This window comes from Amycolatopsis sp. MtRt-6 (assembly GCF_017308975.1).
Classification (GTDB): Bacteria; Actinomycetota; Actinomycetes; order Mycobacteriales; family Pseudonocardiaceae; genus Amycolatopsis.
This window is the reverse complement of the sequence record NZ_JADWPD010000021.1, coordinates 72,839-86,269: the sequence shown is the minus strand read 5'-3', so window position 1 is coordinate 86,269 and position 13,431 is coordinate 72,839. Positions and strand designations below refer to the sequence as shown.

General features: G+C 72.3%; 8 protein-coding genes. 4 read left to right on the top strand and 4 right to left on the bottom strand.

Annotated features, from left to right (window positions below):
* Window positions 1–21: 21 nt before the first annotated feature.
* Entirely contained in the window at window positions 22–378 is a 357-nt protein-coding gene (locus I4Q55_RS30685; protein WP_206792584.1) for a hypothetical protein, read from the bottom strand.
* Between I4Q55_RS30685 and I4Q55_RS30680 the strand changes: the two genes are divergently transcribed.
* Window positions 377–1,168 (top strand): IclR family transcriptional regulator, encoded by a 792-nt coding sequence (locus I4Q55_RS30680; RefSeq protein ID WP_242547067.1) that lies wholly within the window; start codon window positions 377–379, stop codon window positions 1,166–1,168. The two genes, I4Q55_RS30685 and I4Q55_RS30680, sit on opposite strands and share 2 nt — an antisense overlap.
* Here I4Q55_RS30680 and I4Q55_RS30675 read toward each other — a convergent pair.
* Window positions 1,070–1,804 carry a TetR/AcrR family transcriptional regulator gene (locus tag I4Q55_RS30675; RefSeq protein ID WP_206792582.1) on the bottom strand — a complete coding sequence of 245 codons (735 nt, stop codon included), beginning with the start codon at window positions 1,802–1,804 and terminating at the stop codon, window positions 1,070–1,072. The genes I4Q55_RS30680 and I4Q55_RS30675 overlap by 99 nt on opposite strands.
* Window positions 1,805–1,942: 138 nt before the next feature.
* On the opposite strand from I4Q55_RS30675, the gene I4Q55_RS30670 reads away from it, so the two are divergent.
* The 3 genes from I4Q55_RS30670 to I4Q55_RS30660 are packed head-to-tail and all read left to right on the top strand — an operon-like array spanning window position 1,943 to window position 6,776.
* Window positions 1,943–3,229 carry an MFS transporter gene (locus I4Q55_RS30670; RefSeq protein ID WP_206792580.1) on the top strand — a complete coding sequence of 429 codons (1,287 nt, stop codon included), beginning with the start codon at window positions 1,943–1,945 and terminating at the stop codon, window positions 3,227–3,229.
* Window positions 3,226–4,974, top strand: coding sequence for an ABC transporter ATP-binding protein (locus I4Q55_RS30665; protein WP_206792578.1), 1,749 nt, complete (start codon window positions 3,226–3,228; stop codon window positions 4,972–4,974). The genes I4Q55_RS30670 and I4Q55_RS30665 overlap by 4 nt, the downstream gene beginning before the upstream one ends.
* The gene (locus I4Q55_RS30660) at window positions 4,971–6,776 is read left to right on the top strand and encodes an ABC transporter ATP-binding protein (RefSeq protein WP_206792576.1); all 1,806 of its coding nucleotides are present in this window, start codon (window positions 4,971–4,973) and stop codon (window positions 6,774–6,776) included. Before I4Q55_RS30665 ends, I4Q55_RS30660 begins: the two co-directional genes overlap by 4 nt.
* Window positions 6,777–7,066: 290 nt before the next feature.
* On the opposite strand, the gene I4Q55_RS30655 is transcribed toward I4Q55_RS30660, so the two are convergent.
* Both I4Q55_RS30655 and I4Q55_RS30650 read right to left on the bottom strand, forming a co-directional pair.
* Complete coding sequence (locus tag I4Q55_RS30655; RefSeq protein WP_206792574.1) at window positions 7,067–7,294, bottom strand: MbtH family NRPS accessory protein; 228 nt, start codon at window positions 7,292–7,294, stop codon at window positions 7,067–7,069.
* Window positions 7,291–13,431 (bottom strand): non-ribosomal peptide synthetase, encoded by a 6,141-nt coding sequence (locus I4Q55_RS30650; protein ID WP_206792572.1) that lies wholly within the window; start codon window positions 13,429–13,431, stop codon window positions 7,291–7,293. Before I4Q55_RS30650 ends, I4Q55_RS30655 begins: the two co-directional genes overlap by 4 nt.

The window sequence follows — 13,431 nt, the reverse complement described above, 5'->3', positions numbered from 1 at the left end:
GGGGAACCTTTCCGGAGGGGTTCAGGAGATGGCCTCGGCCGGTGCGGGCGTGCGCGCGGCGGTGCGGGAAGCACGTCCGAGTTCTCGCAGCGGAACGTGCGCCGTCTCCCGGCCGGCGAACGCGGCCCCGGCGGCGACCAGGCAGAGCACGGCGAGCAGCACCGCGATCGAAAGCCAGCCGAGGCTTCCGGTGCTGATCAGGATCGCGGCGATCGACGGCAGGAAACCGAGGGCGAGGTTGGCGAACTGGGTGGAGACGGCCAGGCCGGTGTAGCGCACCCGGGCGTCGAACATCTCCGCGTACATGGCCGGCCAGACGGCGTTCGGCGCCGCGTAGCAGATCGAGCTGAGCAGCACCGACGCCGCGGCGACGAGCATGTGTGCCAGTGAGCGGGACACCCCGGCGTCGATGGTCGGCCGGGTGTCGCTGATCTTCGAGGCGTTCGGGCCGGACGACGACGGGCTCGGTGTCCGCGAACTCGCCCGCCGGACCGGGTTGGCCACGTCGACCGTCTCGCGCATCGTCCGGGAGCTCGTCGAGCACAAGTTCCTGGAGCACGCCGGGCCGGACGTCCGGATCGGATTGCGGTTCTTCGAGCTGGGCGAGCGGGCCGCCCGGCCGCAGCAGCTGCGCAGGCTGGCCCTGGCCAGCATGTCCGACCTGCGCAGCGCCACCCGGCAGACCGTGCACCTCGCCGTGCTCGACGGGACCGACGTGGTCTACGTGACCAAGCTGCGCAGCCGCACCGCCCCACCGCTGGGTTCGCGGGTCGGCGGCAGGCTGCCCGCGCACACCACGGCTGTCGGCAAGGCACTGCTGGCCTTCGCCGGCGACGAGGCCGTCGACCGGGTCATCGAGACGGGGCTGCGACCGCTGGGCCCGGCCACGATCACCGACCCGGCGCGGCTGCGCGCGGAACTGGACACCATCCGCGAGACCGGAATCGCTTACGAGACCGAGGAATCCGGACCGGACGTCGCCTGCGCGGCCGCCCCGGTCGTGCACCGGACCGGCAAGCCGATCGCCGGGTTGTCGATCAGCACGAGGCTGGGCGAGGTGGACGTCTCCTCACTCGGCCCGGCAGTCCGGACCGCGGCGATCGCACTGGGCCGCCAGGCCGCCCGGATGCCGAGCCTGACCGGGAGCGCCTGGGCGAGACTGGGCTGATCCCGCGGGCTCGACGTAGCGGCGGCAGAGGTTCAGGCTTTCGGCGATCACCGCATTGACGAGGTCCGCGGCGGAGCCGGTCGTCCCGTGGTGACCGGCCCGCTCCACGAGGTAGTCCGCGGTGCCGTGCATGGTGTTGTACAGCAGAATCGCGGCGGCCCGGTGGTCGGTCAGGGCGAAGGCGCCGGCCGCGGTGCCGGCTTCGAGGAGGCCGGCGAGCGCGGCCGCGTGCTGGTTGATCGCCGGGTCGGCTTCGTGTCCGTGGCGGGCTGCCTGGCCGGGCCCGACGCTGCGGGGGTGGTGGAACAGCGCGTCGTGCAGGTCGGCGTGGGCGAGGTAGCCGCGGATGCCGGATTCCATCCAGTGCAGCAGCCGGCCCATCCAGTCGCCGTCCGGAAACCGGCCGAGCTCAGCCTGCTGGCGGGCGGTCAGTTCGCCGACGAACCGGTCCTGCAGCGCGCCGAGGAGTTGTTCCTTGGAGCGGAAGTACAGGTAGAAGGTGCCTTTGGCGACCTCGGCGCGGGCCGTCACCTCGTCCACGGTCAGCCCGGCGACCCCTTTGTCCAGCACGATCTGCAGCGCGGCGTCCAGCAGGTCGCCGCGTCGTCGTTCCGGTGCCTCCGTGCGCCGCCTCACGCGATTGCCCTTCCTCCTCGTGCCCGCTGACCACGCTCATTGTGACCGTTCCGGCCGAGCCGCCACCAAGCGGCTTGCCATTGACAATCATGTTCATTAATGTGACTGGCGGTCAGTCACTGAATGAGGAGGTTGTCGATGGTGCAGCGTGTCGAGGGCCTGCCGCCTCCCGCCGCGACAGGTGCCGTGCCGGCGTTGTCGCGACGGCGGCGGTTCGCCACCATCGCCGCGCTGTACCTGGTGGCCGATATCGGTTACTCGTTCTTCTTCGGGGCGTTGAACACGATCCTGTTGCAGGGCGGGACGCACCTCGGGCAGGTGGCGTTGATCAACCTGCTGGGGCTGCTGTACGTGGGGCGGTTCCTCCTCGGACCGCTCGTCGATCGCGTGCGGTTCGGGTGGCTCGGTCACTACCGCGGCTGGCTCGTGATCACGCAGCTCGTGCTCGTGGTGGTGTGGCTCACGCTGGTCCCGCTGGATCCGGTGGGAGATCTGCCCGTGGTGCTGGCGCTCATGGCCGTGGGGCTGGCGGTGTCGGCCGTGCACGACACCGCGATGAACGGGCTGGCGGTCCGGTTGCTGCCCCCGCGGGACCGGGGCCTGGGCAACGGCATCCAGACCGGGATGGCCAGTGTGTCGATCATGCTCGGTTCCGGTGGCGCGCTGCTGCTGTACTCGCACGCGGGCTGGAGCGTGACGATCAGCGTGCTCGCGGCGCTGTTCCTCGTGCCGTTCGGGGTGCTGCTGTTCATGACCGAACCGGCTGACGGGCAGCCGGCTCGGCGAGAGCTGCCGTTCGCCGAGCTGGTGACGTTGTTCCGGCAGCGGCGGGTACGCACGTGGACGCTGCTGGTCGTGCCGGTGTTCGCGCTCGGCGGGTACGTGGCCACCGCGGTACAGGCGCCGATGATGCTGGCCGCGCACTGGTCGCTGGAGCGGATCGCGCTGGTGCAGAGCACGCTGTCCGGCCTGGTGGGACTCGCGGCCGGGTTCGGCGCCGGCGCTCTGGTCACGCGGCTGGGCCGGCGCCGGTCCGCGCTCGCCGTCGGCGTGTTCTGGGTGTTCGCGCTGGCGTCGTTGCTACCCCTGTCGCTGGGTGGGTCCACGGCCGCGGTGGACGCGGCGGCCGTGCTGGCCGTGTCGGTGGGCTACTCGGGGATGGCGGTGTGCGTCTCCACCGTGTCGATGGACCTGGCCCGCCCTGCCTCGGCGGCCACCGACTTCACACTGCAGATCTCCGTGCTCGGGGTGCTGCGGCTCGCGATGAGCTCAGCGGGGCTGGCCGTGGCCGGAACAGCCGGCTTTCCGCCACTGATCGGTGCCTCGGTCCTGCTCGCGGCAGCCGGCACCTGGATCACGGCTCGCTGGCTGCGCGGCCACCACGTCTCGTCCGATTCACTCGACACACCAAGGGAGTTCGCATGACCGGCGTGCGCGAGCCAGGCGTGCTGGGATTCGCCGTCCGCACCGTGCGCCCCCTGCTGGCCGGCGCGGTGGCGGTGGGAATCGGGATCGTGGTGACCCGCCTGGTTCAGGCCCTCGCGCTGGCGGTGCTGATCACGGCCCCGCTGACGAGCCGTTCCTTGGAGACGGCGCTGTGGGGGTTGTGGCTGGCCGCGGGAATGGTGCTGCTGCGGGCGGTTCTGCTGTGGGCAGGCGAGTCGATCGCGCAGGCGGCGGGACACCGGGTGACCCTCGGCGTGCGGCGCCGTGTGCTGGAACACCTGCTGTCCTTGGGGCCTGCCTACGTTGCCACCCACCCCAGCGGAAAAGTCGCGGCGACCCTGGTGGAGGGCGCTTCGGCCCTGGAGACGGCGGTCGCGCGCGGCGGTCCGGCCCGGCTGCTGTCCTGGATCGGCCCGTCGCTGGCGGCGCTGGCGATCGGGATCGTGGACCCGATCGGCGGAACGCTGATCGCACTCGCACTCGTCATCGCGCAGACCGCCCGGCCACTGTGGAACCGCATCGGGCGGAAGGGACACGACAACGTCTTCGTCGATCTCGCGGCGATGGACGCCGGATTCGTCGAAGCCGTGCAGGGCATGCCCACCGCCAAGGCGTTCGGCGCGACAAGCCGGGTGCGCGACCGGCTGGCCGCCCAGGCCGAGCGGGTGCGGGTGGCGAGCATGCGGGTCCTGACCGCGTTGTTCACCCAGATGCTGGCCGTGCGGTGGGCGATCGCGGGCGCCGGCGCGGCGGTGGTGGTGCGGACCGGCTTCCTCGCCGCGGACGGACGGATCGCCACGGTGCCCGCCGTGACGGTCGTGCTGATCACGCTGGTCGCGTTCGCCCCCGTCGACGAGGCGGCCAAGTACCTGCACGCGAGCCTGACCGCCCCGCTCACCGCCGCCAAGCTGGACGCCTTCCTGGCCGAGCGTCCCTCGATCCCCGACCCGACGCACACCGGAACGCCGACGACCGCGCCGTCGAGGATCGCGCTGGAGCAGGTGTCGTTCCGCTACCCCGGCCGTGCCGAGAACGCACTCTCGGACGTGAGCCTCGAACTGCGGCCCGGGCGCACGGTCGGACTGGTCGGGGCCTCCGGCTCGGGCAAGAGCACCCTGGTGTCGCTGGTGCCGCGGCTGGCCGACCCGGTCTCCGGCCGGATCGTGGTGGACAGCGGTGGCAGAGACGGCATCGACCTGCGTGAGCTGCCGCAGGAGTACTGGTGGCAGCACGTCGCGGTGGTCAGCCAGGACACCCACCTGTTCCCCGGGACGCTGCGGGAGAACATCGCGCTGGCCCGCCCCGAGGCGCCACTCGACGAGGTCGAAGCCGCGGCTGCGGCCGCCGGCTTGTCCGCCGACATCGCCACCATGCCGAGGGGTTTCGACACCCCGGTCGCCGAACGCGGCACCACCCTGTCCGGAGGTCAGCGGCAACGGGTCGCGATCGCCAGGGCACTGCTGGCCGACCCGGCCGTGCTGATCCTCGACGAGGCGACCGCCGCGCTGGACGGCCGCACCGAGCAGATCGTGCACGACACCATCACCCGGCTCGCCCGCGAGAAGGCGGTGATGATCGTGGCGCACCGGTTGGCAACGGTTCGCGACGCCGACGAGATCGTCGTACTCGACCACGGCACGGTCGTCGAACGCGGCACCCACGAAACCCTGCTGAACAACGGCGGGACCTACCACCGCCTCGTCCGCTCCGGAGCGACTCTGTGACCACCCGTACCTCTGCCGAGACCATCGACCGGCCACTGTGGCGGCTGGTGCCCTCCATGGCGTCCCGGCCCGTCGTGTTCGGGCTCGTCATCTGCTCGGGCCTGCTCTACTACGCCACCATCGTCGCGCTGCCCGCCCTCACCGCATACCTGTTCGGCACCCTCGTGACCGCACACACCGGAGCCGGCGGCGCGCTCGTGACGGGGATCGTCGTCGCCGTGGCCGTCGCCGGCCTCGCCCAGTGGTGGCAAGCCGGCATCGGTCACGACTGGGCTTACCGGCTGCTCAAGGAACTGCGGGTGCGCATCGTCGACGGCATCGCCCGCGCCACCCCGGGCCGGCTGCTGGGTCGCCGCACCGGCGAACTCGCCGACATCGCCAAGAACGACGTCTCGGCCACCGAACTGTTCTTCGCGCACACCGCCGGCGACTACGTCGGCGCGATCGCCGTCTCACTCGCGGCGCTGGTGGCCGTCGCCGTGCTCAACCCGCTGTGCGCGCTGGTGCTGGCCGTGCTGATGGTCCTGGTTGCCGCCGTGCCCGCCGTGCTCGCGCGTCGTGCCGGCGAACAAGGACAGTCGATGCGCGCTGCCGGCGGAGCGGTGGCCGGCGAGACGATGGATGTCATCCAGGGCCTGCGGGAACTCGCCCTGGCCCGCCGCGGGCGTGACTACGCCGAGCGCGTGCTCGCCCGAAGCGACGAACTCGGCGCCGCACACCGCCGCTACGCGCGCCGCGCCGGAGCCGAACTGGTCACCACCGAGCTCCTGCTCGGCCTCGGACTGCTCGTCCTGGCCACCGTCGCCGGCGCCCGGACCGGCCCAGGTGCGCTGGCCCCGCAGTGGCTGCCGGCGGTGATCGTGCTGGGCACCTCCGCGCTGGCCCCGATCGCCACCGTCTCGGCCACCGCCCGCACCCTGGGCGAGGTGCGGGCCGCGGCGGCCCGCGTGCTCACCATCGTCGGCTACCCCGCCCACGTCGACGAGCCCGCGGCGCCGAACCGGGTTCGCGCCGCGGTGCCCGCCGTCGAGTTCGACGACGTCCGATTCGGCTACCCCGGCCAGTCCGAAGACGTGCTCCGCGGCGTGTCCCTCCGGATCGAGCCCGGCGAAACCGTCGCGCTGGTCGGGCGCTCCGGCGCGGGGAAGACGACGTGCGCGCACCTGCTGCTGCGCTTCTGGGACACCACGACGGGTGCGGTCCGCATCGGCGGCGTCGACCTGCACGACCTGGCAACCGAAGACCTGAGCCGGACCGTTTCCCTTGTCCCGCAGGACATCTTCCTGTTCGACGACACGATCGCCGGCAACATCCGCCTCGGCCGGCCCGACGCCGCCGACACCGAGGTCCACGCTGTCGCACGTCTCGCCGGCGCGCACGAATTCATCCGCGCACTGCCGGACGGCTACGACACCCGCTGCGGCGAACGCGGCGCGGTCCTGTCCGGTGGGCAGCGCCAGCGCATCGCCATCGCGCGGGCGTTGCTGACCGAGGCGCCCGTGCTCGTGCTCGACGAGGCAGTGTCCAGTTTGGACACCGAAAGCGAGCGTGCCCTGCACGAGAGCCTGGAAGCCACGCACGGATCCCGGACCACCCTGGTGATCGCCCACCGGCTGTCCACGATCCGCCGCGCCGATCGCGTCGTCCTGCTCGACGACGGCGTCGTCATCGCCGAAGGAACACACGACGAGCTCGCCGCGAACGCGCCCGGCTACCAGCGGCTGCTGGCCGGCCGGCACACCGACGCGGAGGCGCCGATCAGGTGGACTGATGGGTTTCCAGGTCCTTCCACTTGCGCATGAGCTGCGGGATCTCCGCGCGCAGGAAAGCGAAGAACCGCTGGGTCTCGGCGAGCCGGGACACTCGTGCGATTAATTGTTGCACGTTCAACGCTAGGAACCCCGATAGCGGTCTTCGTTGCTGCAAATTCAGCGTCCACCGTCGAGCAACGCTGGGCCTCGCCAGCCGCTACCTCGGCCCCGATGGCGCCGACGCCCACATCGAAAGCGCCCCCGCCGCCACCGAACGCATGGTCCGCATCCTCCTGCGCCCCGAGCATTGGCTAAATCCGCGACTACACCCAGCTGTCCAGCTAGCCCGGGTGCTTCGAGACACGTTGTCCCGTGACCGGTCCGTCCGAAGTAGACATGGCGCGACGTAGGCTTGCCGGGCGCATGTCGGTCCATACCTCGTCGATGTGGGACAGGCACTCCTCCTTCGTGCCGGTGAACCCGGTCGCGGTCCAGCCGGGCGGGCCTTCGCGGTCCGCCGGCCAGATCGAGTACTGCTCCTCGTCGTTGACGACCACCCGGTACGTCACTGCTGCTCCTCGGTGTCGGTGATGATGTTGTCCAGCACGGCTTCGAAGTTGGCGAGCACGTGCGCCACGAAGCGGTCGTCGTACCGACCTCGGTCGAACACGGCTTCGAGGCGCATCCGGTCGCCCGGTGTGACCACCAGGGTGAACGGGTAGTTCGTCCACGTCTTCGCGGATACCGCGGCGGCGCCCGCCGGCGCGAGTCGTTCGCGGACCGACTCGCGCACCGGATAGTTCTCGACCACCAGGATGGTCTCGAACAGCGGCACATTGCCCGGCACCTCGCTCCAGCCGTGCACCCGCACCAGCGGTGTGTGGTCCGACGGCAGCTCCGCCTGGTGGCGCTGGTTGTCTTGCAGCCACGTCACCAGGTCCCCGTCCGCCGGGATGGTGACCCGCACCGGCAGCGTGTTGATGAACATCCCGAGCATGCGGGTGTTGTCCGGTTCCGCTGACCGGCCGCTGCGCGTCACGCCGAAGACGACATCCGGGGTGCCCGCGTACCGGGACAACACCAGACCCCACGCCGCCTGCAGCACCGTGTTCGCGGTGACCCGGTGTGTCCTCGTGAACCCGGTCAGCCGGTCACCGAGGTCGAGCAGGCGCTCGCACTGCGCGTGCCCCGACCCGCCGGACGCGTGCGACGGCAGTGAGGTCGGCTCGCGGAAGCCCGCCAGGTACCGCTGCCAGAACGGGCGGGCCCGCTCGTGGTCCTGCGCACGGAGCCACGCGATGTGCGCCGACCAGGACGGCGCCGGGTCGTGCGGTGGCGGTGCGCCGGCGCGGAGCGCGTCGTACACGGTGAGGTACTCGTCGACCAGCGCGACGAGGCTCCAGCCGTCCAGTATGAGGTGATGGCTGGTCAACGCGACCACCCAGTCCCCGTCTGCGAGGTCGACCATGGTCAGCCGGACCAGCGGCGCCTCGAACAGGTCGAAGCCCCGGATGCGGTCGGCCATCAACAGCTCCTCGAGCCGTTTGCGGTGGGTGTCCGGCGGCCAGGCGGTGCCGAGGACGACGTCGGCGGCCGATGTGGCGTGCCGGTCCACCACCTGCCACGGTTCTTGCCGGTCGTCGAGCAGGAACCGGGTGCGCAGCACCGGGTGGCGGCGCGCCAGCTCCGCCCACGCCGCGGTGCACGTGTCCGGGTCGAGACCCTCCTGCGGCCACACCGTCTGGCTGACGTACAGACCGCTGCCCGGTTCGGCGAGTACGTGGAAGAGCATGCCTTCCTGGGTCGGTGCCAGCGGGTACGCGTCCGCCGCGGCCGGGTCGCGGCGCAGTATCGCCGCACGCCGGGCGGCCCACTCCGGCGGTACGGCGACCGGTGCCTCGACCGGTGTGGCGACCGCGGCGAGCTCGGCGAGCGTCTGGTGGGCGAAGAACTGCCGCGGGGTCAGGTGCAGCCCGGCGCTCGCCGCCCGCGCGACGATCTGGATGGCGCGGATCGAGTCGCCGCCGAGCGCGAAGTAGTTGGCGTCCGCCGCCGGTGCCGGCACGTCGAGCACCTGCGCCCAGACGGCCGCCAGGACCCGTTCCGCCTCCGTTTCCGGCGCCCGCCCGCCTGCCATCGCGGGCTCCGGTGGGGCCGGCAGCGCGCGCCGGGCGAGCTTCCCCGTCGGTGTCGTGGGCAGCTCGGTCAGCGGCACGTATGCCGACGGCACGAGCGCGTGCGGCAGCGACTCGGCGAGGAACGCGCGCAGCACGACCGGTTCCGCGACCGCCGCCACGGCGGGGTCCGCGACCACGTACGCCACCAGCACCCCGTGCACCGCGACGGCCGCCCGGCCGACGGTCGGGTGCGCCCGCAGCGCCGCCTCCACGTCGGCCGGGTCGAAGCGGACGCCGTTGACCTTGAGCTGGTCGTCGGACCGCCCGAGGTACTGCAGGTTGCCGTCGGGCAGGTGCCTGGCCCGGTCGCCGGTGCGGTAGAGGCGTTGCCCCGGCAGCGTCGGGTGGGGCACGAACCGGTCCGCGGTCAGCGTCGGGTTGCCGTGGTAGCCGCGGGCCAGGCCGGCGCCACCGACGTAGACGTGGCCGGGCAGGCCCGTGCCCACCGGGATCATCTCGTCGTCGAGCAACTCGACCCACGTGCCGTCGATCGGCCGGCCGACGGGCACGTGGCGGTGCACCGCGGGCGCCCGGACCTCGTGTGCGGTGGTCGTCATCGTCGTCTCGCTGGGGCCGTACATGTTGACCACGCGCGCCGAGGGCGCGACCACGGTGAGGTCGAGTACGTCACCCGCGTGCAGCGGCTCGCCGCTGACCAGGACGGTGCGCAGCGCCGGCAGCGTGACCCTGCGCCGGGCGAGGTGGCCGGTGAGCACCCGCAGGACCGACGGGACGACGGACGCGACCACGCTTACCGGTTCGGCTGCGAGCACGTCGACGGCCGTGTCCAGATCGGCCACCCCGTCGGTCAGCAGCGCGATCCGCGCGCCGACCGTCAGCGGGAACACGAGGTCGCGCAGGCTCGCGTCGAACGAGACGGTCGTCATCGCCGCCACGGTGTCACCAGGGCCCGCGTACTCGCGCCGCCGCATATCCGCGAGATAGTTCGCCACGCCGCGGCGCGTGCCCGCGATCCCCTTGGCCGCCCCGGTCGAGCCGGAGGTGTGCACGACGTAGGCCAGGCTGTCCGGCTCGGCCCGGGGGAACTCCGCGATCCGGTCGACCGGCATGTCGCCCGCCTGGACCACCGGGCCCGCGAACCCCGGCAGAGGTTTCTTCGTCAGCAACACGCCGGGGCGGGTGTCGTCGAGGATTCCGGCCAGCCGAGCAGGCGGGTGCTCCGGGTCGAGCGGCACGAACCCCGCTCCGGCCCGCCACACCGCCATCAGGGCGACGACCAGCTCCGCGTCCCGGCCGAGGTGGACGGCGACGAGCGTCTCCGGTCCCGCACCGGCCGCCACGAGGCGGGTGGCGAGGCGGTCGACGCGGGCGCCGAGCTCGGCGTACGTGACGTCGGTCCCGGCGGCACGCACCGCGACCCGGTCCGGCCGGGCAGCGATCTGCCGGGCCACCAGCTCCCACGGGTCGGCCACCGCGGGGGTGACCCGTCGCGGGACCGGTGCCGGGGTGAGCGGCACGCGCATTACCGGGCGGTCCGGTTCGGCGGCGACGAGGTCGAGCAGCCGCAGCCAGTGCGCCACGAACGTCTCCGCCCAGGCCTGGTCGACGACGTCTCTGTCGAACTCGAGCGTCCCGGCCAGGCCGCCGGCGTGCTCGGTCACCGCGAGCCGCAAGTCACACTTGATCCCGCCCACCGGGACCGGCACCGAGCGCGCGGCAAGGTCGGGCACGGCGAAGCCGGCCGCTGGATCGCTCTCCACGACGAACTGCGCCTGCACGATGGGATGCCGGGTGAGGTCGCGGTCCGGTGCCAGCGCCTCGACGAGACGCTCGAACGGCACGTCCTGGTGCGCGTAGGCGCCGAGCGCGGTCGCGGCCACCCGATCGAGCAGCTGCCGGAAACTCGGGTCACCGGACACCGAGGTGCGAAACACGACCGTGTTGACGAACAGCCCGGCCAGCGGCTCGAGGTCGACGTGGTCCCGCCCGGAGACGGGGGAACCGACCAGCACGTCGTCCCGGCCGGTGTACCGGGCGAGCAGTGCCTGGTAGCCGGCCAGCAGCACCATGAACAGCGTGGCCTGCCCGGCCCTGGCGAGCTCGCGCAGCCGGGCACACAAGATGCCGTCGACGGTGAACGAGACCCGGCCGCCGCGGAAGTCCTGCACCGCCGGGCGCACCAGGTCACTCGGCAGGTCGAGCACGAGCTCCGCACTATCCAAAGTGGACTTCCAGTACGAGAGCCCGGCGTCGAGGCGAGCGCCGGTGAGCCGCTCTCGTTGCCAGGCGGCGAAGTCGGCGTACTGCATGGCGGGCACGGGCAGTTCCGCACCCGCGTAGATCGAGCCGAGGTCGCGAGCGAGCACGTCCAACGACATCCCGTCGGCGACGATGTGGTGCACCACGACGACCAGAACGTGCTCGTCCGCGCCGACCCGCAAGACCCGGGCCCGCACCAGCGGATACGTCGCCAGGTCGAACGGCCGCGCGGTCTCCTCGGCCAGCGCGGCGGCCACCTCGTCCGGTGCGACATCCTCGACCGCCATCCTCGCCGCCCCGGGCGGGTGCACCTGGGCGTACGGCACACCGTTCTCGGCGTGAAAGGTCGTTCGCAGCGTCTCGTGGCGGGCGAGCAGCCCGGTGACCGCCTCGCGCAGCACGTCGACATCGAGGGGCCCGGACAGGTGCAGGGCCAGCGCCAGGTTGTAGGTGCCTGCCTGGTCTCCCACCTGCTCGACGAACCACAGCTGCTCCTGCGCGAACGACAGCGGCAGCGGCCGTCCGTCACGCGGCAGCGGCCGCGGTTCGTCCGCCGCGTCCCGCCCCCGGGTGGAGATCAGGTCGGCGAGACCCGCGACCGTGCCGGCACGCAACAGGTCGGCGAGCGTGAGCCGGACGCCCAGCTGCCGCGCGATCCTGGTGACGATCCGGATCCCCGCGAGCGAGTGCCCGCCGACGTCGAGGAAGTGGTCGGTCACGCCGACCCCGCCGGCACCCAGTACCGCCGACCAGATCCCGGCGAGCCGCCGTTCGAGGTCGTTCGACGGTGCGACGTGGTCCTCGGCCCGCTCCGGGCCGGGCGCGGGGAGCGCGGCTCGGTCGACCTTTCCCGCGGGGTTGAGCGGAAAACGCGGCAACGTCACGTAGTACCGCGGCACGACCATGGCGGGCAGCGAGTCCGCGAGGTGCTCGCGCAGCTCCCGCGCGCCCGGCCCCGGCGTGCCGGGACGGGTCACCACGTAGGCGACGAGCCGCCCGTCGCGCTGGTGGACCACGGCGGCCGCGACCCCCGGGTGGCCGGTGAGCACCGCCTCGATCTCGCCCGCCTCGACCCGGACTCCGTTGACCTTGATCTGGTTGTCCAGCCTCCCGAGGTAGTCGAGCTGCCCGTCCGGACGCTCGCGGACCAGGTCACCGGTCCGGTACAGGCGTCCGCCGGGCACGGTCGGATCGGGCACGAACCGGTCGGCGGTCAGGCCGGGTCTGCGGAAGTAGCCCCGGCACACCGCGACGCCCCCGATGTGCAGCTCACCCGGTGTGCCGGGCGGGACCGGGCGCAGGTGCTCGTCGAGCACGTGCAGCGTGTTGCCGGGCACAGCGACCCCGATCGGCACGGGTGACTCGCCGCCCCGGCACCGGGCGAACGTCGAGAAGATCGTGGTCTCGGTCGGCCCGTAGAAGTTGTAGAACTCGACGTCGAGCGCCGCCGTCACCCGGTCGGCCAGGGCGGCGGGCAGCGCCTCGCCGCCCGCCACCAGCCAGCGCAGGCTCGCGCACGAGGCCGGGTCGGCCTCGTCGAGGAACAGCTGCAGCAGCGACGGCACGAACTGCGCGACCGTGACTCGTTCCCTGGCGATCAACGCGGACAGGTAGTCGGGCTCGCGGTGCCCGTCCTGCTTCGGCACGACGAGCCGGGCGCCGGTGGTCAACGGGAGGAACAACTCCCACACGGACGGGTCGAAGCTGATCGCGGTGCGCAGCAGCACGGCATCGCCGGCGCCGACCGGCAGCAGATCCCTGGTCCACGCAAGGTAGTTGGCCACCGACCGGTGGTCGAGCATCGTGCCCTTCGGCCGCCCGGTCGAGCCCGACGTGTAGATGACGTAAGCGAGGTTGCCCGGCGCGGTACGGACGCGTAGGTCGATCCGGGCCCCGGCCAGGACCGTGGCGCGGTCCCGGTCGAGGCACACCAACTCGGGCCGGTGCTCGTTGTCGTCGAGCAGCGCTCCCGCCCGGTCGGTGGTGTCGGTGACCAGCACCGCCGGGGTGGCGTCGGCGACCATGTACCGCAGCCGCTCCCGCGGGTAGTCCGGGTCGAGCGGCACGTACGCCCCACCCGCCTGCCAGATCGCGACGAGCGTGACGATCAGGTCGATGCCGCGCGGCAGGCACACGCCGACCACCGTCTCCGCGCCGACGCCGAGCTCGCGCAGCCGGGCCGCGAACCGCGCGGCCCGGTCATCGAGCTCGGCAAAGGTGAGGTGGGTGCCTTCGAACGTCACCGCCGTCGCGTCCGGTGCGCGGTGGCACTGCTCCTCGATGAGATCCGGGGTCAGGCGAAGGTCCAT

Bases quoted from the DNA above. Each gene is read 5' to 3' on its own strand.
- I4Q55_RS30650 (WP_206792572.1), bottom strand. From the start codon at position 13,431: ATGGACCTTCGCCTGACCCCGGATCTCATCGAGGAGCAGTGCCACCGC.
- I4Q55_RS30665 (WP_206792578.1), top strand. From the start codon at position 3,226: ATGACCGGCGTGCGCGAGCCAGGCGTGCTGGGATTCGCCGTCCGCACC.
- I4Q55_RS30685 (WP_206792584.1), bottom strand. From the start codon at position 378: ATGCTCGTCGCCGCGGCGTCGGTGCTGCTCAGCTCGATCTGCTACGCG.
- I4Q55_RS30670 (WP_206792580.1), top strand. From the start codon at position 1,943: ATGGTGCAGCGTGTCGAGGGCCTGCCGCCTCCCGCCGCGACAGGTGCC.
- I4Q55_RS30680 (WP_242547067.1), top strand. From the start codon at position 377: ATGTGTGCCAGTGAGCGGGACACCCCGGCGTCGATGGTCGGCCGGGTG.